This window comes from Mannheimia granulomatis, assembly GCF_011455695.1.
GTDB classification, from domain to species: domain Bacteria; phylum Pseudomonadota; class Gammaproteobacteria; order Enterobacterales; family Pasteurellaceae; genus Mannheimia; species Mannheimia granulomatis_A.
This window is the reverse complement of sequence record NZ_CP015030.1, coordinates 382,592-405,765: the sequence shown is the minus strand read 5'-3', so window position 1 is coordinate 405,765 and position 23,174 is coordinate 382,592. Positions and strand designations below refer to the sequence as shown.

General features: G+C 41.3%; 19 protein-coding genes and 2 rRNA genes. 14 read left to right on the top strand and 7 right to left on the bottom strand.

Going from position 1 to position 23,174, the window contains the following annotated elements; genetic code table 11:
• The first annotated feature begins 94 nt into the window (after positions 1-94).
• From prfB to A4G16_RS01915, 6 genes are all read left to right on the top strand, one after another.
• Positions 95-1,193 (top strand): peptide chain release factor 2 gene (gene prfB / locus A4G16_RS01940; protein WP_165888469.1). Its coding sequence is split into 2 segments (ribosomal slippage): positions 95-169 and positions 171-1,193, totalling 1,098 coding nucleotides; the frame shifts between segments, so codons are not numbered across the junction.
• Between the two features lie 79 nt (positions 1,194-1,272).
• A complete protein-coding gene (locus A4G16_RS01935) occupies positions 1,273-2,253 on the top strand; it encodes an AEC family transporter (RefSeq protein WP_165888468.1) in 981 nt (326 codons plus the stop codon).
• Positions 2,254-2,289: 36 nt separating this feature from the next.
• Positions 2,290-3,375, top strand: coding sequence for a metallophosphoesterase (locus tag A4G16_RS01930; protein ID WP_165888467.1), 1,086 nt, complete (start codon positions 2,290-2,292; stop codon positions 3,373-3,375).
• A 145-nt stretch (positions 3,376-3,520) separates the two neighbouring features.
• A complete protein-coding gene (gene galT / locus A4G16_RS01925) occupies positions 3,521-4,564 on the top strand; it encodes a galactose-1-phosphate uridylyltransferase (RefSeq protein WP_165888466.1) in 1,044 nt (347 codons plus the stop codon).
• A 9-nt stretch (positions 4,565-4,573) separates the two neighbouring features.
• Positions 4,574-5,728 carry a galactokinase gene (gene galK, locus A4G16_RS01920; protein WP_165888465.1) on the top strand — a complete coding sequence of 385 codons (1,155 nt, stop codon included), beginning with the start codon at positions 4,574-4,576 and terminating at the stop codon, positions 5,726-5,728.
• A gap of 126 nt (positions 5,729-5,854) precedes the next feature.
• The gene (locus A4G16_RS01915) at positions 5,855-6,823 is read left to right on the top strand and encodes a galactose-1-epimerase (RefSeq protein ID WP_165888464.1); all 969 of its coding nucleotides are present in this window, start codon (positions 5,855-5,857) and stop codon (positions 6,821-6,823) included.
• Positions 6,824-6,857: 34 nt separating this feature from the next.
• Here the strand turns inward: A4G16_RS01915 and A4G16_RS01910 are convergent, their stop codons facing one another.
• On the bottom strand, positions 6,858-7,415 hold the full coding sequence (locus A4G16_RS01910) for a YtfJ family protein (protein ID WP_165888463.1): 558 nt from the start codon (positions 7,413-7,415) through the stop codon (positions 6,858-6,860).
• Between the two features lie 191 nt (positions 7,416-7,606).
• On the opposite strand from A4G16_RS01910, the gene yajC reads away from it, so the two are divergent.
• The 5 genes from yajC (at position 7,607) to A4G16_RS01885 (ending at position 13,433) form a co-directional block, all read left to right on the top strand.
• Positions 7,607-7,900, top strand: a complete 294-nt coding sequence (gene yajC, locus A4G16_RS01905; protein ID WP_165888462.1) for a preprotein translocase subunit YajC — start codon at positions 7,607-7,609, stop codon at positions 7,898-7,900.
• A gap of 28 nt (positions 7,901-7,928) precedes the next feature.
• Positions 7,929-9,770, top strand: coding sequence for a protein translocase subunit SecD (gene secD, locus A4G16_RS01900; RefSeq protein ID WP_165888461.1), 1,842 nt, complete (start codon positions 7,929-7,931; stop codon positions 9,768-9,770).
• Between the two features lie 10 nt (positions 9,771-9,780).
• A complete protein-coding gene (secF, locus tag A4G16_RS01895; RefSeq protein ID WP_165888460.1) occupies positions 9,781-10,755 on the top strand; it encodes a protein translocase subunit SecF in 975 nt (324 codons plus the stop codon).
• Positions 10,756-10,884: 129 nt separating this feature from the next.
• A complete protein-coding gene (locus tag A4G16_RS01890) occupies positions 10,885-12,186 on the top strand; it encodes an NCS2 family permease (RefSeq protein ID WP_165888459.1) in 1,302 nt (433 codons plus the stop codon).
• A gap of 209 nt (positions 12,187-12,395) precedes the next feature.
• Positions 12,396-13,433 carry an ABC transporter substrate-binding protein gene (locus A4G16_RS01885; protein WP_165888458.1) on the top strand — a complete coding sequence of 346 codons (1,038 nt, stop codon included), beginning with the start codon at positions 12,396-12,398 and terminating at the stop codon, positions 13,431-13,433.
• 118 nt (positions 13,434-13,551) lie between these two features.
• Here the strand turns inward: A4G16_RS01885 and A4G16_RS01880 are convergent, their stop codons facing one another.
• The 4 genes from A4G16_RS01880 to A4G16_RS01865 all read right to left on the bottom strand — a co-directional run bounded on the left by A4G16_RS01880 (position 13,552) and on the right by A4G16_RS01865 (position 16,570).
• A complete protein-coding gene (locus A4G16_RS01880; protein ID WP_165888457.1) occupies positions 13,552-14,832 on the bottom strand; it encodes an NAD(P)/FAD-dependent oxidoreductase in 1,281 nt (426 codons plus the stop codon).
• Positions 14,833-15,000: 168 nt separating this feature from the next.
• Positions 15,001-15,489, bottom strand: a complete 489-nt coding sequence (locus tag A4G16_RS01875; RefSeq protein ID WP_165888456.1) for a SprT family zinc-dependent metalloprotease — start codon at positions 15,487-15,489, stop codon at positions 15,001-15,003.
• On the bottom strand, positions 15,489-16,199 hold the full coding sequence (locus tag A4G16_RS01870) for a ribonuclease T2 family protein (protein WP_165888455.1): 711 nt from the start codon (positions 16,197-16,199) through the stop codon (positions 15,489-15,491). The genes A4G16_RS01875 and A4G16_RS01870 overlap by 1 nt, the downstream gene beginning before the upstream one ends.
• 83 nt (positions 16,200-16,282) lie before the next feature.
• Complete coding sequence (locus tag A4G16_RS01865; protein ID WP_257792997.1) at positions 16,283-16,570, bottom strand: TfoX/Sxy family protein; 288 nt, start codon at positions 16,568-16,570, stop codon at positions 16,283-16,285.
• A gap of 85 nt (positions 16,571-16,655) precedes the next feature.
• On the opposite strand from A4G16_RS01865, the gene A4G16_RS01860 reads away from it, so the two are divergent.
• The 3 genes from A4G16_RS01860 to A4G16_RS01850 all read left to right on the top strand — a co-directional run bounded on the left by A4G16_RS01860 (position 16,656) and on the right by A4G16_RS01850 (position 19,657).
• Positions 16,656-17,498: a patatin-like phospholipase family protein gene (locus A4G16_RS01860; protein WP_165888454.1), complete on the top strand. Its 843-nt coding sequence runs from the start codon at positions 16,656-16,658 to the stop codon at positions 17,496-17,498.
• 153 nt (positions 17,499-17,651) lie between these two features.
• A complete protein-coding gene (gene metK, locus A4G16_RS01855; RefSeq protein WP_165888453.1) occupies positions 17,652-18,803 on the top strand; it encodes a methionine adenosyltransferase in 1,152 nt (383 codons plus the stop codon).
• A gap of 101 nt (positions 18,804-18,904) precedes the next feature.
• Entirely contained in the window at positions 18,905-19,657 is a 753-nt protein-coding gene (locus tag A4G16_RS01850; RefSeq protein ID WP_165888452.1) for a TatD family hydrolase, read from the top strand.
• A 110-nt stretch (positions 19,658-19,767) separates the two neighbouring features.
• Here the strand turns inward: A4G16_RS01850 and rrf are convergent.
• Together rrf and A4G16_RS01840 are read right to left on the bottom strand one after the other, a co-directional pair.
• Positions 19,768-19,883, bottom strand: a 5S ribosomal RNA gene (gene rrf, locus A4G16_RS01845).
• Positions 19,884-20,074: 191 nt separating this feature from the next.
• A 23S ribosomal RNA gene (locus tag A4G16_RS01840) occupies positions 20,075-22,975 on the bottom strand.
• Positions 22,976-23,174 lie beyond the last annotated feature (199 nt).

The window sequence follows — 23,174 nt, the reverse complement described above, 5'->3', positions numbered from 1 at the left end:
GCAAATTTTTTGCAAAAAATTCCGAAAATTTGACCGCTTGCGGTATAATCACGCTCTATTTTGAACGCAGAATTTAAATAAAAAGGAAGAAATAATGTTTGAATTGAACCCGATTAAAAGCCAACTTGCTGATTTATCTCAACGAACTGAGGTAATTCGGGGGTATCTTTGACTTTGAACATAAAGTCGAACGCTTAGAAGAAGTGAATGCCGAGCTGGAACAGCCTGATGTGTGGAACAAGCCGGAAAAGGCACAGGCACTCGGCAAAGAGCGAGCGATGTTGGAGCAGATCGTCAATACCATCAAAGCGTTAGAACAAGGCATTGAAGATGTGGAAGGCTTGATTGAGTTAGCCGTAGAAGCCGAAGATTTGGATACCTTCAACGAAGCACAAGCAGAAGCTGACGAGTTAGAGAAAAAACTCGCTGATTTAGAATTTAAGCGTATGTTCAGTGGCCCACATGACAGCGCCGACTGCTATTTGGACTTACAGGCCGGCTCAGGTGGCACGGAAGCGCAAGACTGGACGGAAATGTTGCTGCGAATGTATTTACGCTGGGCAGAAGCCAAAGGCTTCAAAGCCGAATTAATGGAAGCATCAGACGGCGATGTGGCAGGCATAAAATCCGCCACCGTAAAAATTTCCGGCGATTATGCTTACGGCTGGTTTAGAACCGAAACCGGTATTCACCGCTTGGTGCGTAAAAGCCCGTTTGATGCCAATAACGGCCGCCATACCTCATTCTCCGCAGCATTCGTTTATCCTGAAATTGATGACGATATTGATATTGAGATCAACCCTGCCGATCTCCGCATTGATGTGTACCGTGCCTCGGGCGCCGGTGGTCAGCACGTTAATAAAACGGAATCGGCGGTGCGAATTACTCATATGCCAAGTGGGATTGTGGTGCAGTGTCAGAACGGACGTTCGCAACATCAAAACAAAGATCAGGCAATGAAACAGCTTAAAGCGAAGCTGTATGAGCTGGAAATGAGCAAGAAAAATGCCGAAAAACAGGCGATGGAAGACAATAAATCCGACATCGGCTGGGGCAGTCAGATCCGCTCGTATGTATTGGACGATTCCCGTATCAAAGACCACCGCACCGGTGTGGAGCACCGCACTACACAACAAGTGCTAGACGGCGATTTGGACAAATTTGTGGAAGCGAGTTTGAAAGCTGGGCTTTAATATTGTTCACTTAATGCTTGAACAAGCAAAACGAAAGGCACTCATGATAAGCAGGGTGCCTCATCCATTAAGATAACTTATGTTCCTAGAATCCTTACAATTCAGCATCAGTGTTACGCTGCCAACTATTTTATTAATGTTGTTCGGTATCTTTTTACGTTATCGAAAATTTATTGACGATGCATTCTGCCAGACTGCATCAAAAGTAGTATTTAATTTTACCCTGCCGCCAATGCTGTTTTTCAATATGCTGAAAAGCCCATTGAATTTTTCCAGCCAAATCAACCTCATTGCTACAGGGGTTGTAGGAACATTATTGATTTACTTTTGGGCAGAATGGTGGGCAGCACGCCATATTGAAAACAGACGTTATCGCTGCATTTTCACCCAAGGCACATTCCGTGCTAATGCGGCAATTTTAGGCATTGCGTTAATTCTCAATGCCTACGGCGATAAAGCCTTAGCTGCGGCTTCTGTCTATATTTCGTGTTTGGTGATTACCTTTAATGTGCTGGCGGTAATTACACTCACCTCTTCACTTAGCGAAAGAAAAGTGAATGTAGGCAGATTAATTATTTCAATTTTTAAAAATCCACTAATATTGGCTGTGGTGGCAGGCATTATATTTAACGTATTTGAATTAAGCAGCCTGATTCCTAAGCCGATTGAATCTGCCGGACATTTAATTGCCGGGTTAACCTTGCCGCTGGCGTTAATTTGCACCGGAGCAAGCCTTAACTTCAAGCAGCTTAAGCAATTTAATCAAGGGGCGGAAAGTACGATTAACAAAATTGTGCTGTTTTCTGCCTCAGTTCGCTTAATTTTTGCCCCGCTATTTTTATTACTGTTCGGCAAATTTATTTTCGCTTTACCACCAATGGAACTCGGCATTGTATTTGTTACCGCCTCTGCGCCTGTGGCCTCTGCCACCTATGCAATGACCCGAAATTATGGCGGTGATGGTGAAGCAGCCGCTAATTTAATTGCTGTTACCACCCTTGGCTCAATGTTGAGTGCAAGCTTGGGCTTATTTATATTACGCCAAATGGGCTGGGTTTAATTTTATGGAACAAACTTTATTTTAATAGGAAATTACATGGAATATCGTTATTACATCACCAGCACTATTGCGATTATCGCATTACAACTTTTTTTATTCAGTTTTAGCAAAACAATAGCTTGGCTGTTTAATCTATCCGCTAAAGCCCGTAAAACCTTTACTATCATCACCTTTTTACTGATTAACGGCTTAGTCGTTTTACACCTTACTCGCACAGTAATGCTGTTTAGACCAATGGCATTTGTGCTGGTATTGCTGCTATTTGCATTTTTTATCAGTTTTTTGACCGCTTGTATTTACAAATTATTTAAGGGAAATCCAAGCGTTACTCGTTGGCTCAAAATCAGCTATCCTTTTACGTATTTAGGCTTAATTGCACTGAGCTTTTATAACGCCTATACGCCAACGGTGGTGCATTATTCGGTAAAACTAGATAAACCATTAGCTCAACCGCTACGTATTGGTGTGGCAAGCGATCTACATTTAGGCAAACTGTTTGGAGCCAAGCAACTTGATAAACTAGCGGACATTTTCAACCAAGAAAAAGTGGATCTGATTTTATTGCCCGGCGATATTATGGACGATAATGTCAGTGCCTATCGAGCCGAAAATATGCAACCGCATTTAGCGAAATTAAAAGCTCCACTTGGCGTTTATGCTACCCTCGGCAACCACGATTTCTTTGGCGATCAAGAGAGTATCGCACAAGAAATTACCGCAGCCGGGATCACAGTTTTATGGGATCAAGCGGTTGAAATTGACGGAAAATTTACTATTATCGGACGAAATGATGATTTGGTAAAAGACCGCCCTTCCACGGAAAAACTACTGCAAGGGGTAAATACAAACCTACCCGTGTTTTTGCTCGACCATCGCCCGACAGAAATTGAAAAACACGCACAATTACCGATTGATATTCAAGTCTCCGGACACGCCCACAAAGGGCAAGTTTTCCCCGCCAGCATTATTACCAAGCTGATGTATCGCCTACATTACGGCTATGAAAAAATCGGTTTCGGGCATTATTTTGTGACCTCAGGCTACGGCTTCTGGGGCGTACCAATGCGATTAGGTTCTCAATCAGAAGTGATGATTATTGAGGTGGAAGGGAAAAATCCATAACACTTATAAGCGGTAAAATTTATCTCAAAATTTGCAAAAATGTCAGATAAATTAACCGCTTGACATCATTTTTGTGAGCTATATCACAGTCATTTTTTACAACTTTCGCTATACTTTTGAAAGTTATAATTTCAAGGAGTGCTTTATGAGCGAATTTGTTCTTAACGACCATCCACATCGCCGTTTTAATCCGCTGAAAAATCAGTGGATTTTGGTTTCCCCTCATCGAGCAAAACGTCCTTGGCAAGGGCAGCAAGAAGAAATTGTGCAAGATGATAAACCAAGCTACGATCCAACTTGTTATCTCTGCCCGGGCAATAAACGTATCACCGGTGAGCAAAATCCGAATTACACCAAGCCGTTTGTGTTTAAAAACGATTTTTCGGCGTTACTGCCCGACACTCCGGCTCCTGAGCCAAATAACGATCCGCTGTTTCAAATCTCACATACCCAAGGGGAAAGCCGTGTGATTTGCTTTTCGCCCGATCACAGCAAAACCTTGCCTCAACTTTCTGTGGCAGAAATTACCGATGTAGTGACCGTTTGGCAAGAGCAAGCAAACGAGCTGAAAACGCGTTACCAATGGGTACAAATTTTTGAGAATAAAGGCTCAATGATGGGCTGCTCTAACCCACATCCGCACGGTCAAATTTGGGCGAGTAATTTTTTGCCTAATGAAATCACCCTTGAAGATGAATGCCAAGCCAACTATTTCGCTCAATATGGCAGCCCGCTGTTGCTGGATTATGCTAAGCGTGAATTAGATAAAAAAGAGCGAATTGTGGTAGAAACGGAAGATTGGATTGCGGTTGTGCCTTACTGGGCGAGCTGGCCGTTTGAAACGTTGTTGCTGCCAAAAGCCAAACAATTTAAGTCGATTACTGATTTAAACGAATCGGAAAAAGCCGATTTAGCCTTGGCATTGAAAAAACTCACCACGCGCTACGATAATCTGTTTAATATCAGCTTCCCTTATTCAATGGGCTTTCATTTCGCCCCGTTTAACGGCAAAGAAAACGCACATTGGCAACTTCATGCTCATTTTTATCCACCACTACTGCGTTCGGCAACGGTGCGTAAATTTATGGTTGGCTATGAAATGATGGCTGAAACCCAACGAGATTTAACCCCAGAGCAGGCAGCAGAACGTTTAAATGCAGTCAGTGACATTGAACATTATAAAAAGTAAGGAATACCAATGAAACCACAAGAAATTGCCATTCAAAAATTTGAACAACATTTTGGCTACACCGCTGAACGTACCGTTTTTGCCCCTGGTCGGGTGAATATTATCGGTGAACATACGGATTATAACGATGGTTTTGTGATGCCTTGTGCCATTAATTATGGCACTGCGGTGAGTTTTGCCAAACGAGACGACCATAAATGGTGTGTTTTTGCTATCGATCTTAACGAACAAGATGAGTTTGATTTAAGCCAGCCAATCACTCAAAGTGAACATAAATGGGCAAACTATGTGCGTGGCGTAGTCAAATACATTCAAACCCAATATCCCGATTTCAAACAGGGGGCGGATTTAGTCATCACCAGCGATGTGCCGATGTCATCAGGCTTAAGCTCCTCAGCCGCACTCGAAATTTCTATCGGCAAAACCGCTCAACTGCTTGGCGATTTACCACTTTCGTTGCAAAAAATTGCCTTAATCGGGCAAGAGGCGGAAAATAAATTTGTTGGCTGTAATTGCGGTAATATGGATCAGCTGACTTCTGCATTGGGGCAAAAAGATCATTTTGTGATGATTGATTGCCGCAGCCTTGAAATCACCCCTACCCCTGTTCCACAAGGATATTCAATCGCAATCATCAATTCTAACGTGAAGCACGATTTAGTAACAGGTGAATACAATAGCCGTCGTGAACAATGTGAATTTGCTGCTCATTTCTTTGGAGCAAAAAAATTACGTGATGTCACTGCCGAGCAGTTTATCGAGCGAGCTGCGGAATTAAACGAAGTGAATGAACTTGCTTATAAAAGAGCTAAACATATCATTAGTGAAAACCAACGTGTGTTGGAAGCAGCAGAAGCATTAAAAGCGAATGATATGGTAAAACTAGGCGAATTAATGGCTCAATCGCACGACTCTATGCGTGATGATTTTGAAATCACTATTCCGGAAATTGATTATTTGGTCGAACTTGCCCAAAGAGCTATTGGGAAAAATGGCGGGGCAAGAATGACAGGTGGCGGCTTCGGTGGTTGTATTGTCTGTTTAGTACCAAATGATAAAGTAGAGTCTCTTCGCCAACTTGTTGCTGAAAACTATGAAAAGCAGACTGGCATTAAGGAAACTTTCTATCTTTGCATTGCTTCTGATGGTGTGCGTGAGGTATAAGCTTTACCTAACACAACCGTGCTAGGTTACATTATCCCAGCTCCTCTAGAGCTGAAAAATAGAGAGCCACAGCATGGCTCAGATTTTCTAACCCCATACGGCTCGTATGGGGCAAAGAGGTAATCTATGAACCTATTCACTCTCGAAAATGCATTTTTAAAAATCACCCTATCCGATTTAGGCGCTTCTTGGTTATCCTGCATAGTCAAAATGCCAAATGAAGAACGGGAAGTGTTAGTTACAACATCTGCAAAAAATTGGCAAAAACAGACCGCTTACTTTGGGGCGACTATTGGTCGCTATGCTAATCGCATTGCCAATGCCGAATATTCGCTGAACGGTAAAACCTATCAGCTTGGCAAAAATAACGGCAATAATAATTTGCACGGAGGGGCTTTAGGTGGAGATAAAGTCACGTGGAAATTGGAAAACCAAAACGAACAAGCGGTTAAATTTTCCTATATTTTTGCAGATGGCGAAGAGGGCTTTGGCGGTGAAGTGCAAGCAACTGTAGAATATCGTTTAGAACAAAACGAACTGAAAATTCTATTTAATGCCAAGGCTAATCAAGACACGCCGCTTTGTTTAACCAATCATGCATATTTTAATTTACAAGGTTTTGGCGATGTGTTAAATCACCAACTGATGATTAATGCCGAGGCTTACCTTCCGGTGGACGAAAGCGGTATTCCCAATGCTCCACTAAAAAAAGTGGACGGCACAAGCTTTGATTTCCACATCGCGAAAACAATTGGGCAAGATCTGTTAAGCGATGGCGATCAAAAAGCGGTTAAAGGGTACGATCACGCCTTCCAACTTGCAAAAAATTCGCAAAATCCGACCGCTTGTTTAACTGTATCGGATCTAAAAATGGAACTTCGGACCTCAATGCCGGCTTTACAACTCTATACGGGCAACTGGCTAAAAGGGCAACCGAATGCAAAAGGCGGTGAATATGAGGATTATGCAGGTGTAGCATTAGAACCCGAGTTTTTCCCGAACTCGGTGAATCAACCTGAATTATTGCAATTTGGGGGAATTACTAAGGCCGGGGAAACTTATCAGCATTCAATAAGTTATCGCTTTATTCGATAAATAAATGAGGGGTTATTTAGCCCCTCATTTCAACTTATTGAGTCAATGCTTTTACCAAATTAATCACGTCTTCAATTTGCTTAGCGGATAATTTGCCTTCGGCAGTAAACTGTACTTTACCTGATTTATCAAGCACCGCAATAAAGCTCTCTTTTTCTTTTAAGCCCCAAGCTTTTTTCACATTACCTTGTTGATCTAATACAACTTGGCTGTGCGGATTGTCTAATTTCCCGTTTTCTACACTATTTTTTACAAATAAACCTGTGCCGACAATCGCATCATCTGCATTTACGATAGTGACAGTTTGGTATTTACTGCGATCAAAACCGGCACTTTTAATCGCTGTCATCAAGGCTTCATTTTTTTCTTTAACCGAAGTTCTGCCGGCAAAATGGTGGATTACTCGCACTTTTCCACTTAGAGATGATGAATTCCAATTTTTATAAGAAACTTTGCCGCCCGAAGCTGTTAATTCGCCATCTTTAGCAACTGCAACATTAGGTACAGATTGATTTAGCTGTACATTGTGAGCAAATGCTGCATTTGCAAAAATTAAGCCAAAAATAACCGCTAGTTGAGATGATTTCTTCATTTTTTCTCCTTACATTTATAAAATTTATCCCTACAGGGAACCAAATAAACCGATTTTACTCAAATCTTTGTTTAAAAGAAAAGCATTCGATGAATTTTTCTACTCGTTAATTCATTGAATTTATGGTATTTTAACAGGCGTTTTTATAACATTTATTTTTTATTCATTTATAACAATTTAAGGAGCTTTATATGCAACAAGGCAGCGGAATGGAGATGATCTTTATCCTACTGATTTTTGGTCTGATTTTCTATTTTATGATTTATCGCCCACAAGCGAAACGCCAAAAACAACAACACGAATTACTTGCAAGCCTAGCAAAAGGTGAAGAAGTATTAACCAGCGGTGGTTTAATCGGTAAAATCACAAAAGTAACTGCGGATAATGATAACATCGTCATTGCACTAAATGATACAACAGAAGTTACCATCAAACGTGATTTCGTGGTTGCAGTGCTACCAAAAGGTTCATTAAAATCGCTTTAATTAAACATTTAACATTTGGGGATTTATTGTGTTAAACCGTTTCCCTCTATGGAAGAATTTAATGGTGATCTTCGTGATCGCCATTGGTGCTTTATATGCCCTTCCAAATTTATATGGCGAAGATCCATCAGTGCAGATTTCCGGCACTCGTGGTCAAGAAGCAACGCCTGAAACCCTTGCTCAAGTACAATCCACACTTTCATCAATGAACATTCAGCCAAAATCCGCTGTGCTGGAAAACGGCTCGATTTTGGTTCGCTTGGAACAGGATGATCAACAACTTCCTGCCAAAGAAAAAATTTCCGAAGTATTAGGTAACAAATATTCTGTGGCATTAAACCTTGCACCTGCAACACCAAATTGGCTAAGCGATATTGGTGGTAGCCCAATGAAACGTGGTTTAGATCTGCGTGGCGGTGTACGTTTTTTAATGGAAGTTGACATGAATACGGCACTTGCAAAACAACAAGATTCTTTGCAAGACAGCCTACGTAATGATTTCCGTAAAGAAAAATTACAGTATAAAGCGGTCAAAAAAGGCGAAAATTTTGCAACTGAAATTGAGTTCATTGATAACGAAACCGCTGAAAAAGCAGGACGTTTAATTCGTCGTGTACATCCCAATTTAGATATTTTAATTAAAGAAAATAATCTTACTTTAACACAATCTACGCAAGCTTTATCTGATTCTCGTAGTTCAGCAATTGAACAAAACTTATCAATTTTGCGTAAACGTGTTGAAGAATTAGGCGTTTCTGAGCCAACTATTCAACGCCAAGGTGCAGATCGTATTGTAGTTGAATTACCGGGTGTGCAAGATACGGCTCGTGCAAAAGAGCTTCTAGGGGCAACTGCAACCCTTGAATTCCGTTTGGTCAATACCGAAGCTAATGTTGCCTCTGCTGCCCGTGGTATCGTGCCGGCTGATTCGGAAGTCCAAAACACGCGTGACGGTGAACCTGTAGTCTTACGTCGTAAGCCTTCTTTAGGCGGTGAACATATTATTGATGCAACCGCAGGTAAAGATGAGCGTGGTTTACCACAAGTTAGTATCAAGCTAGATACTGCAGGTGGTGAAATGATGGGCGAAATCACTAAAATGGCAATCAAAAAACCGATGGCAACTCTTTATACCGAATTTAAAGATTCCGGACGTAAAGATGCTAACGGCAAGGTAATCCTTGAGAAACACCAAGAAGTGATTAATGTTGCAACTATTCAAACACGTCTTGGTAATAATTTCCAAATTACCGGCATTAACTCACCGGCTGAAGCACAGAATTTGTCGGTATTGTTACGTTCAGGTGCTTTAATTGCTCCAATTGTGATTGTAGAAGAACGCACTATCGGTGCATCACTTGGTACAGATAACGTGAAACAAGGTATGGATGCCGGCATTTTAGGGCTTGGCTTAACTATCCTATTCTGTTTGGCTTACTACAAAATGTTTGGTGTGTTTGCGTCTTTTGCTTTACTTGCCAATATGGTGCTAACCGTAGGTTTAATGTCATTAATCGGTGCAACGCTAACCATGCCGGGTATTGCGGGGATTGTGCTTGCGGTAGGTATGTCAGTGGATGCAAATGTGCTGATTTATGAGCGGATTAAAGAAGAGCTTCGTAATGGTCGCTCGATCCAACAAGCAATTGATGAAGGCTATAACGGTGCATTCTCAAGTATTTTTGACTCAAACTTAACCACGATATTAACCTCATTAGTGCTTTACGGGGTTGGAACAGGCCCGGTAAAAGGCTTTGCCGTAACACTTGCATTGGGGGTAATTATCTCCATGTTTACCGCCATTACAGGAACCCGTATGCTGGTAAACTGGATGTATGGTGGCAAACGCGTGAAGAAACTCTGGATTTAAGGTGGAATAAATGGCTATTGAAAATGTAACAAAAGATGTAGCAGACATTAAGCTGCCTTATAAACTGATTCCTTTTATGAGATACCGCTATGTTGGTTTTGTTTTCTCATTAATTGTGACTGCACTATGTATTTTCACAATTGTAACAAAAGGATTTAACTGGGGGCTAGACTTCACCGGTGGTACAGTTATTGAAACACAATTCTCGCAACCTGCAGATTTAGCTAAGCTACGTTCTGAGCTTGAAAACAGCGGTTATGGTAGTGCATTAGTACAAACAACCGGTAGCCAAAAAGATCTGATGATTCGCTTGTCTGCTAATGCGGGTGATATGTCCGTAGGTAATCAAGTGATGGATATGATCCATCAAAAATTAGATCCAAATGCCGTTATCAAAAGCATTGAGTTTGTTGGACCTAATGTGGGCGAAGAGCTTACTCAAGGGGCAATCTATGCGACCCTTGCCACTCTCGCGATGCTATTAATTTACGTAGGCACTCGCTTTGAATGGCGCTTAGCGGTAGGTGGTATTGTGGCCCTTTTCCACGATGTATTAGTAACCATTGGTATCTTTTCATTCCTACAGATTGAAATTGATCTTACCTTTGTGGCTGCTATTTTATCTGTGGTAGGCTACTCACTAAATGACTCTATCGTCGTATTCGACCGTGTACGAGAAAACTTTGTCAAAATTCGTCGGGCAAGCTCTATTGAAATTATTGATATTTCTTTAAGCCAAACACTTTCCCGTACTTTAATGACTTCGGTGACTACTTTATTCGTAGTATTGGCACTCTTCTATTTAGGAGGTCCAACATTACATAGCTTCTCCCTTGCATTATTGATTGGTATTGGTTTTGGTACTTATTCATCTATTTATATTGCAATCGGTGTTGCCTTGCAACTTGGCTTGAAGCGTGAACATATGCTTCAACCTACTGTTGAAAAAGAAGGGGCAGATCAAGATTCATTTATTGATTACTAACATTACTAATATAAAAGCAGGATTTATTCTTGCTTTTATTTTTTAAGGTACGCAAACGTTTGCTAAATCTTTCGGATTTCTGTAAAATTCAGCTTCCAAAATTTTCTCTATTTCTCTTTTGAGGTTTCTATGTCCTTATTTAAATTTGAAGAACGTGGTTCAAACGTTCGTCAAGAAGTGATTGCCGGTTTAACGACATTCTTAGCAATGGTTTATTCTGTAATTGTTGTACCGGGAATGTTAAGCCAAGCTGGGTTTCCTGCAGAATCTGTATTTATTGCAACTTGTTTAGTTTCCGGACTTGGTTCAATTTTAATCGGATTATGGGCTAATGCCCCTATGGCAATCGGATGTGCCATTTCTCTTACCGCCTTTACCGCATTCAGCCTGGTTCTAGGGCAGCAAGTTTCTATCCCCGTTGCCTTAGGTGCTATCTTCTTAATGGGGGTTGTTTTTACCATCATTTCTGCAACAGGCATTCGAACTTGGATTCTGCGTAATTTACCAAGCAGTATTGCACATGGTGCCGGTATTGGCATTGGCTTATTCCTGCTTATTATCGCTGCCACCAACGTAAAATTAGTGATTAATAGTGGGATGGATATTCCAGTCAAACTAGGTGATTTCACCTCATTCCCTGTTTTAATGTCTTTAATCGGCTTGGCTGCAATTATCGGCTTAGAAAAACTTAAAGTAAAAGGAAGTATTTTATGGGTGATTATTGCTATCACGATTGTTGGTTTAATCTTTGATCCAAATGTAAAATATTCAGGCTTTTTCAAAATGCCAAGTTTTGGAGAAAATTCCCAATTCTTAAATCTAGATATTATGGGAGCATTAAATACGGCGATTTTACCTGTTGTATTCGCCCTAGTAATGACCGCTATTTTTGATGCAACAGGCACAATTCGAGCCGTTGCAGGACAAGCAAATTTATTAGATAAAGACGGGCAGATAATCAATGGTGATAAAGCTCTAACATCAGACTCATTCGGCTCAATTTTATCCGGCTTATTTGGCACGGCTCCCGCTGCAGTGTATATTGAATCAGCAGCCGGCACTGCAGTAGGCGGCAAAACGGGCTTAACTGCAGTGGTGGTCGGTATCGGCTTCTTATTTATGCTGTTTTTCCAACCACTTGCTTTCTTAGTACCAAGTTATGCAACCGCCCCTGCTTTGATGTATGTGGGTTTATTAATGCTAAGTAATGTATCTAAATTAGATTTTAGTGATTTCGTAGGTGCAATGTCAGGCTTAGTTTGTGCAGTATTTATTGTATTAACTGCTAATATCGTAACAGGTATTATGTTAGGTTTTGCAACTCTTGTGATCGGTCGCCTAATTTCAGGAGAAGCTAGAAAACTCAATGTCGGCACTGTTATGATTGCTGTAATCTTAGTCGCCTTTTATGCTTTTGAATTAGCAATTTAATTTTGTAAAAAATAGCTAAAAATGATCGCTTACAATACAAAACAAGCGGTCATTTTTGTTTTAAAATTTGCAAGATAGCCGAAACTCATTGAAATAATAGGCTAGAATTAGATTCTTTGAGCGTATTTTATCGTTTGTAATTATTTCCACTCTTGGTCTGAAATGATAGACTTCGTCTATCTATTTTGTTTATATTATTCGGGGAAATCATGAAATCCTTTACATTAAAATCTTTATTATTCAGTTTAGGCTTTGCCACTACTTTATTATCTGCTAATACCGCACAAGCAGAAGGTCGTTTAACCGTTTACTGCTCGGTACAAAATAATGTATGTGAAGATATAACCAAACAATTTTCACAGAAATACAATGTGGAAACTCAGTTTATCCACGGTGGAACAGGTACTATTTTTGGTAAAATCAAAGCAGAATCCGCCAACCCACAAGCAGATATTTGGTTTGGTGGTACTATTGAACCTCACTTTCAAGCTGGTGAGTTAGGCTTACTAGAAGATTATCGTTCACCACTCCAAGCGGAAATCTTACCTCAATTTAAATCTTTAGTTGAAAGCGAACAAGGAAAATTCACCTCTATCATTTATATGTTAGTACTTGGTTTTGGCGTAAACAGTGAGAAATTGGCTAATCTCGGCTTACCTACTCCAAAAACATGGGAAGATTTGCTTGATCCTCGCTTAAAAGGCGAAGTACAACTGCCCGATCCTCGAAGCTCAGGCACAACCTATACTCTAATTACCACCCTCTCGACTTTATGGGGAGAAGAAAAAGCCTTTGATTATTTGAAAAAGCTAGACAACAACATTTCTCAATATGTAAAAAGTACTTTAGTCACTAGTAATTTAGCCCGTGGTGAAAGTGCAGTTACCGTTGGATTTGTGCATAGTTATGCCACTGAAAAAGAGAAAGGCGCACCAGTGGAAGCGGTTATCCCACAAGGCAAAGTAGGCTATGCCTTAGGTGGGGTAAGTATTTTAAAAAATGCTCGCAACTTAGAAAATGCAAAACTGTTTATGGATTGGGTGCTGTCTAAAGAAGCCCAAGAAATCCCATGGAGACAACATGGCGTATACCAAACACCAACTAATGTAAATGCCGAAGTTGCACCGCAATCGACTAAAGCAGATGCATTAGAGTTTATTAAAATTGACTATAAAAAAGCTGGTTCAAGTGAAGAAGGTAAACGCTTAGTCGATAAATGGTTAGCCGAAATCAAACTGGCTAAATAATATCAACTAATTGCAAAATTAAGTGAAAAAATAACCGCTTGTAAGATGTAAATCACAACATCAAACAAGCGGTTTTTATTGATTATCGTAGCCACGATAATTGCGATTAAATTAGAATTTAATGTAACTTCATCGTTGGTCTTAAGAATCGGTTAATCTGCCCAACTAATACAATCAAGCCGGTTTTTACACAGCCGTGTAAAGCAACTTGATGCATTCGGTAAAGCGACAAGTAAGCAAGGCGGGCAATTTTACCTTCAATAAACATATCTCCACTGACCAGATTTCCCATTAAATTACCCACAGTACCAAATTTTGAGAATGAAAGTAGCGATCCCTTATCTTTAAATTTGAACGGTTTCATCTCTTTACCTTCAATTAGAGCCACAATATTTTTTCCACATTGGCTTGCCATTTGGTGTGCGGCTTGAGCTCGTGGCGGAATTGGTTTACCGTCTTGTATTAAGGCTGCACAATCTCCAATCACAAATACCGAATCATCCACCGTAGTTTGCAAGGTATCTTTAACTTCAATTTGATTTAAGCGATTAGTCTCAAAGCCAAATTCTCGAGTGATTTCAGGGGCTTTTACACCTGCTGCCCACACCATAATATCAGCTTCAATTTTCTCACCTAAACGGGTCATTAATCCATCAAGGCGAGCCTCTGTAATCATTGTTCCCAAACGTACATCTACGCCGGCTTTTTTCAATTCATGGAAAGCAGAAATAGAAACTCTTTCCGGTAAAGCAGGAATAAGGCGTGGACCTGCTTCAACTAACGTTACTTTTAAGCTTGCGCGATTTAATTTACCAAACCCGTAAGAGTTTAAATTCTTCGCTACATTATAAAGCTCTGCCGATAACTCAATACCGGTTGCCCCACCGCCAACAATTGCGATTTTTACATCTTTATCTTCACTATGAGAGAAATGTAAAAACAGCTCCATCAGACGTTTTTGGAAAGCTTTCGCCTGTTCTGAACTATCAAGGAAAATACAGTTTTCCGCCACACCTTTGGTGCCAAAATCATTTGATTTACTCCCGATTGCAATCACCAATTTATCATAACGGATATTACGTTCTTTCACTAATAACTGGTTATGATCGTTATAAATTGGAGCAAGAGAAACCGATTTATTTTCTCTATCTACTGCAACTAAAGTACCTTGTTGAAATTCAAAACCGTGATTTTTTGCATGAGCCCGATAACTTAATGCATCCGTACCTTCATCTAAGGTTCCTGTTGCTACCTCATGCAATAAAGGCTTCCATAAATGGGTTGCATTACGATCAATTAAAATGACTTTTGCTTTCTGCTTACGCCCTAGCTTATTACCCAAATAGGTTGCAAGCTCCAATCCACCTGCACCACCGCCTACAATAACAATAGTTTCCATAAAAATACTCCGAAAATGTAAAGTTAAGATTAAAATTTAGATACTAAAATGCATTGTATGCGCGAAAAGAATAATGTCTAGTAAATTAGTAAGATTATTACTTTTTAGGCCGAAAAATAAATAACAAGCGGTCTATATTTGGTAATTTTTTGCAAATTAAGAAGACGCCTAACCAGAAAAATGAAGCTTTGTTTTACACAAACGGCAAATATAACTTCGCTTATTACGCATCACTGCATTATGTCTGCGAATAGACAGTTGGTGAGTTTGGCAAGCACATTGATAGCTAAATTGCTGCTGCACGCTTTGAACATCGAAACAATGATAGATTTCAGCCGGTACACCCAAGACGGTTTCCATCATCATTTTCCATTCTTTACCATGCGATTGCACTCGCCCAAAATGTTGATAAACCAAAATATGGGCAAGCTCGTGCGGCACTACTTGGCTAATAAACTCTAATCCGTTTTCCTGTAATAAAACAGGATTGAAGCGAACTTCATCACGCTCCAAATAGGCAACACCGGCTTTTACACCACGCACCGCATAGCTGACGGTGGGTTGTGTAAAAGTTTTATTGAAATAGGTATTGGCACGCTCCAGATCACGCTTAAGCTGACGTTGAACCTGCATTTTCAGTTGACGAAGATCAGACATTAACGCGGGCAATCCATCGGCTGCCATTGTTTGTTATAGCAAATATAGAATTCATCTTTGCCACCACTTAAATAAACATCTCTTAATTGCGGATTATTGGCTTTTATCCACTTAAACAACTCTGATTTTGACATCTCAAAATCAGGCAAAGTCAGCTCGTTATAAAGTGATTTTTGCTTACTGAAATAATCCTCAGCTTGATTAAAGGCACAAGCGCCATGTTTTTCCCATTCGCCTTGCAAAAGCGTAGCCCCCGGGGATTCCGGCAAATATTTTTTAATCGTATTTTCCTCAACCATCGGCAAATCACCCTGACAATAACGCGGGTGATCTTCCACACTACGGGCTTCCTCACTCTGTGGCCACAAACCGTGAATGACCCAGCCGAATTCTTGGCGACCGTCACATTGATATTTCAAATGCTGTGGTACTTTACCATTGTTATTACGTCTCTGTTTTTGGCAAAACGCCGGCGACCACGAAAGTGCAAGGGTGTAATAATCGGTATCGACAACATTTTGCTTCAAGCGGTCATTTTTCATCTGAACATCGTAATTGCCTAAAGACGAATTTGCCGACTGAGTGCTTTGTTGTGTTTGTGGCTGTTTCGTTGTTCTAGGCGACTCTTTTTTCCCCGAATCGTTAAAAAAGTAGGAAATAATCGCCAGCACGACCAACACAATAAGGGATACAATTTTTTGCTGATTCATTTTCATTTATTTAATATCTCGTTGAATATAAAACTCTCGGATTCCAACAGCAAGCGGTGATATTTTGCAAATTTTTTGCAAAATCAGACCGCTTGTAAACCCAAACGAATCCATTTTTTCAATTCGTCTGAATCTTCTACTGCGTATTCGGGAATTGTCCAATAGTGCATTTTATTTATTTTACCTTTGGCAAAATAACTAAATTGCTCGGCATTTTCCGCTAAAAACAGCGGCAAGGTCTCGGCATTGGCTTTGACAAAAATTCGATAATCTTTGTTAATAATGGCCACAATTTTCTCACCAAAAAACAGGCAATAGTCACCAAACATCTTTTTTGAACGCAAGCCCGAAATCGGTGAAAGTTGATCCAATAAAAAATGGATAAATTCTGCATTGCCATGTGATCTCCTTTAGCGAAAATTCGGGTTATAATACACAAATTACGGGGGAAATTATATGAAAATCGGATTGGTGCTTGAAGGCGGTGGCTTACGGGGCATTTTCACTGCAGGTGTGTTAGATGTTTTCTTAGAAGAAAATATTCATATTGATGGCATAATTGGTGTTTCCGCCGGAGCATTATTTGGCGTAAATTTGCCCTCGAAACAAAAAGGAAGGGCCTTAAGATATAACAAAAAATATCTGCACGATAAAAGATATATGAGCATAAGTAGCTTACTTACAACAGGAAATATCATTAATCGAGACTTTGCCTTCTATGAATTACCGTTCACCCTTGATCCTTTCGATCAAGAAACTTTTCAGCAATCAAATACTGATTTCTGGGTAACCGTAACCAACATAGAAACAGGTGAACCTGAATACGTGAAAATCAATAATGCCTTTGAGCAGATGGAAGCTTTTCGTGCCACCTCAGCCATGCCTATTGTTTCAAAAATTGTGGAAATTGATGGTAAAAAATATTTAGACGGAGGCATTTCAGATAGTATTCCTTATCAAAAACTCCAGGCAATGGGATACGATAAAATTATTGTCGTCCTCACCCGCCCATTAGAATATCGTAAAAAGCCAAGCTCAATGTGGCTGTTTAAATGGTTTTATCAAAAATATCCGAAATTAATCGAGCGTTGGGAAAACCGTTATGCGGAATATAATCAGGCGGTTGAAGAGGTAATTCAACTTAATGAAAAACAAGAGATTTTTGTTATTCGCCCAAGCAAAACAATGAAAATCAGCCGCTTGGAAAAGAACCTCGACAGGCTACAAACTATGTATGATTTAGGCGTGGAAGATGCGAAAAATGCTCTTGTAGGATTAAGGCGTTATTTGAGCAAATAGCAAAATACCATTTGCCTAAAAAGCTCAAAAAATATATTATAGACGTCTAGACGGAAATACTTCCAAACAGATTTTAGACAAGCGGTTGAAATACACAAAAGTTTTGCAAAAAACGACCGCTTGTTATTATTTTAAATTAACGAGGAATAATTAATGGCTATTAATTTATTTACTTCTGAGTCAGTATCAGAAGGGCATCCGGATAAAATCGCAGACCAAATTTCAGATGCGGTGTTAGACGAAATTTTAAAACAAGACCCGAAAGCACGTGTAGCGTGTGAGACTTATGTAAAAACCGGTATGGCGTTGGTCGGCGGTGAAATTACGACATCAGCGTGGGTAGATATTGAAAATTTAACCCGTCAAGTAATCTGCGATATTGGCTACACCCACTCAGATATGGGCTTTGATGCTCACTCTTGTGCGGTCTTAAATGCAATTGGCAAACAATCTCCGGATATCAACCAAGGTGTTGATCGCGCCGACCCACTTGAACAAGGTGCCGGTGACCAAGGTATTATGTTCGGCTATGCAACCAATGAAACGGAAGTATTAATGCCTGCACCGATTACCTATGCTCACCGTTTAATGGAGCAACAAGCGATCGTTCGTAAATCAGGTAAATTAGACTGGTTACGCCCAGATGCGAAAAGCCAATTAACCTTCGCCTATGAAAACAACAAAATTATTGGTATTGATGCAGTGGTGCTTTCTACCCAGCATGCGGAACATATTTCCCAAAAAGATTTAATTGAAGGGGTGATGGAAGAGATCATTAAACCTGTTCTACCAAGCGAATGGTTAAGCCAAAATACCAAATACTTCATCAACCCAACAGGCCGCTTCGTGATCGGTGGCCCAATGGGCGACTGTGGTTTAACTGGTCGTAAAATCATTGTTGATACTTACGGTGGTGCAGCTCGCCACGGTGGTGGTGCATTTTCGGGTAAAGACCCATCAAAAGTAGACCGCTCTGCTGCTTATGCTGCTCGTTATGTTGCTAAAAACATTGTTGCTGCAGGTTTAGCTGATCGTTGTGAAATCCAACTTTCTTATGCTATCGGCGTGGCAGACCCAACCTCAATTATGGTGGAAACTTTCGGCACAGGTAAAGTAAGCAATGAAACGCTTGTTAAATTAATCTACCAAAACTTTGACTTACGCCCTTATGGTTTAATCAAGATGTTAGATTTAATTAAACCGATTTATCGTGAAACTGCTGCTTATGGTCACTTTGGCCGTGAACATTTCCCTTGGGAAAAAACAGATAAAGCAGAAGCATTAAGAGCTGGAGCAGGTTTATAAAAATATGGGGCGAATATTATATTCGCCCTTATTTATTGGGATTTACGGGGTGAAATATGTAAGGAATATACCCCTAAAGAAAGGATTAGCAGGAAGAAGATATGCTTTATGATAGCCATATTCACTTAGATCAATTTTCAGATGATGAAATCCACTCTATTCTTCAAACAGCTCAACTTAATAGTCTGCTTGCTGTAGCAACAGATTTAGCCAGTTGTAAACGCCTTTTAACACTTAAAGAGCAGTTTCCTAAACTTCATATCGCTGCCGGTTTCCACCCTGAACAGCCTCTACCCTCTGAAACAGAACAAGCTGAGTTGTTTGATTGGATTGCAAAAAATCATACAAAATTAACCGCTTTAGGCGAAGTTGGTTTACCACACTATCTTAAACGGGAAACCCCACAACTAGATTACGCACCTTATATTACCTTACTTGAGCACTTTATCCTTCTCAGCAAGCGGTATAATTTACCTCTAAATTTGCATATCGTCTACGAAGATACTGATATCGCCCTTGAGCTGCTGAGTAAACACAATATAAATAAAGCTCAATTTCACTGGTTTAAAGCCAATGATGAAATGCTTGAAAAGCTATTGAGCACCCATTATTTTGTCAGCCTTACTCCAGATATTCTGTACAATCCTAAAACTCAAAGAGTTGCCGAATATTTCTCCCTCGAACGCCTTCTTATAGAAACAGATGCTCCTTGGCAGTATGAAGGGTTTAGCAGAGTTGATATCGTTGAGCAACTTTTAGCTGTTGTGAAGAAAATTGCAGAAATTAAATCGATGCCAGTCGAGAAAATAGAAACACAATTATATAATAACTTTTTACAACTTATTACTACCTAGCAAACACTCATCCTTTTGCCCTTAAGCTATTATCTTTTATTCCAATTTCCTCTAAAACCCCAAAACAAAAACCCCAAGCCTATCGCTAAGCTCGGGGTCCTCTAATTAAGCCCTGATGTTGCCCTACTCTCACATGCGGAATCCACACACTACCATCGGCGTCACTGCGTTTCACTTCTGAGTTCGGAATGGAATCAGGTGGCACCACAGCACTATCGACATCAGGAAAATCTTCGATGATTCAGACTTTCTTCGTCTTTCTTTTTATCTTTGTCTTTCCAAATTGTTCTTTCGTTCTTTACTTTCTTCGGCTTTCGCCTTTCATTCGAAACAAGCTGTTACTGATTCTTAATTTCCGTCTTTTCGTTTTGTTTTGTTAATTTCTCAACCCTTTCACTAAAAACACTTGAGCGTTGTATAGTTAAGCCTCTCGGGCAATTAGTATGTGTTAGCTCAACGTCTCGCAACGCTTACACACCACACCTATCTACGTCGTAGTCTTCAACAACCCTTACCGACTTATAGTCGGGGAGAACTCATCTCTTGGCAAGTTTCGTGCTTAGATGCTTTCAGCACTTATCTCTTCCGCACATAGCTACCCGGCAATGCGTCTGGCGACACAACCGGAACACCAGGGGTGCGTCCACTCCGGTCCTCTCGTACTAGGAGCAGCCCCAATCAATTCTCCAACGCCCACGGCAGATAGGGACCGAACTGTCTCACGACGTTCTAAACCCAGCTCGCGTACCACTTTAAATGGCGAACAGCCATACCCTTGGGACCTACTTCAGCCCCAGGATGTGATGAGCCGACATCGAGGTGCCAAACACCGCCGTCGATATGAACTCTTGGGCGGTATCAGCCTGTTATCCCCGGAGTACCTTTTATCCGTTGAGCGATGGCCCTTCCATTCAGAACCACCGGATCACTATGACCTGCTTTCGCACCTGCTCGACTTGTCTGTCTCGCAGTTAAGCTTGCTTATACCATTGCACTAACCTCACGATGTCCGACCGTGATTAGCAAACCTTCGTGCTCCTCCGTTACTCTTTGGGAGGAGACCGCCCCAGTCAAACTACCCACCAGACACTGTCCGAACACCCGATTAGGGCGCTTCGTTAGAACATCAAACGTTAAAGGGTGGTATTTCAAGGACGCCTCCACACAAACTAGCGTTCATGCTTCAAAGGCTCCCACCTATCCTACACATCAAAATTCAATGTTCAGTGTCAAGCTATAGTAAAGGTTCACGGGGTCTTTCCGTCTAGCCGCGGGTACACCGCATCTTCACGGCGATTTCAATTTCACTGAGTCTCGGGTGGAGACAGCCTGGCCATCATTATGCCATTCGTGCAGGTCGGAACTTACCCGACAAGGAATTTCGCTACCTTAGGACCGTTATAGTTACGGCCGCCGTTTACTGGGGCTTCGATCAGGAGCTTCTCTTTCGATAACACCATCAATTAACCTTCCAGCACCGGGCAGGCATCACACCCTATACGTCCACTTTCGTGTTTGCAGAGTGCTGTGTTTTTAATAAACAGTTGCAGCCAGCTGGTATCTTCGACCGGTTCAACCTTCGTCCGCGAGGGACTACAATCTACGCCGGCGCACCTTCTCCCGAAGTTACGGTGCTATTTTGCCTAGTTCCTTCACCCGAGTTCTCTCAAGCGCCTGAGTATTCTCTACCTGACCACCTGTGTCGGTTTATAGTACGGTTTAGTGTAATCTGAAGCTTAGTGGCTTTTCCTGGAAGCGTGGTATCGGTTACTTCAGCTCCGTAGAGCCTCGTCATCACTTCTCGGTGTTAAAAGCGTCCGGATTTGCCTAAACGCTCCACCTACCGGCTTAAACAGGGATATCCAACACCCTGATAACCTAACCTTCTCCGTCCCCACATCGCAATTACACCAAGTACGGGAATATTAACCCGTTTCCCATCGACTACGCTTTTCAGCCTCGCCTTAGGGGCCGACTCACCCTGCCCCGATTAACGTTGGACAGGAACCCTTGGTCTTCCGGCGAACGAGTTTTTCACTCGTTTTATCGTTACTTATGTCAGCATTCGCACTTCTGATACGTCCAGCAAACCTCTCGATTCACCTTCTTCCGCTTACAGAACGCTCCCCTACCCAACAGACTTTCGTCTGATGCCGCAGCTTCGGTGACTAGTTTTAGCCCCGTTACATCTTCCGCGCAGGCCGACTCGACTAGTGAGCTATTACGCTTTCTTTAAATGATGGCTGCTTCTAAGCCAACATCCTAGCTGTCTAAGCCTTCCCACTTCGTTTCCCACTTAACTAGTACTTGGGGACCTTAGCTGGCGGTCTGGGTTGTTTCCCTCTCCACGATGGACGTTAGCACCCACCGTGTGTCTCCTGAGTATCACTCTTCGGTATTCGCAGTTTGCATCGGGTTGGTAATCCGGGATGGACCCCTAGCCGAAACAGTGCTCTACCCCCGAAGGTGTCCGCTCAAGGCTCTACCTAAATAGATTTCGGGGAGAACCAGCTATCTCCCGGTTTGATTGGCCTTTCACCCCCAGCCACAAGTCATCCGCTAATTTTTCAACATTAGTCGGTTCGGTCCTCCAATTAGTGTTACCCAATCTTCAACCTGCCCATGGCTAGATCACCGGGTTTCGGGTCTATACCTTGCAACTCAAACGCCCAGTTAAGACTCGGTTTCCCTACGGCTCCCTTATTCAGTTAACCTTGCTACAAAATATAAGTCGCTGACCCATTATACAAAAGGTACGCAGTCACAGAACAAGTCTGCTCCCACTGCTTGTACGCACAAGGTTTCAGGTTCTATTTCACTCCCCTCGCCGGGGTTCTTTTCGCCTTTCCTTCACAGTACTGGTTCACTATCGGTCAATCAGGAGTATTTAGCCTTGGAGGATGGTCCCCCCATCTTCAAACAGGATATCACGTGTCCCGCCCTACTTGTTGTTAGCCTAGTACCACAATAATGTTTTCGAGTACGGGACTATCACCCTCTGTGGTTGAGCTTCCCAGCTCATTCCTCTAACAAAACTGCTATCACTAACTGGCTCTTTCGCGTTCGCTCGCCGCTACTAACGAAATCTCGGTTGATTTCTTTTCCTCGGGGTACTTAGATGTTTCAGTTCTCCCGGTTTGCCTCATTTACCTATGTATTCAGTAAATGATAGTAGGTTCTTCACCTACTGGGTTTCCCCATTCGGACATCTTGGATTAAACGCCTCTTATCGACTCATCCAAGCTTTTCGCAGATTAGCACGTCCTTCTTCGCCTCTGATTGCCAAGGCATCCACCTTGTGCGCTTAGTCACTTAACTATACAACCTCAAATGTTTTTTTCTCGGTTGCTAAATTAACAACTTGCTTGAGTGCTTTTGTTCACTCAAGACTTCAACTACTCAGACTTTCTTTCGAAAATCTCTCAGTTTTTCAGCTTGTTTCCAATTTTTTAAAGAACATTAAGACAATGGCTTTCGCCTATCATCATACCTAAAACAACAAGCGGTTTATTTTCTG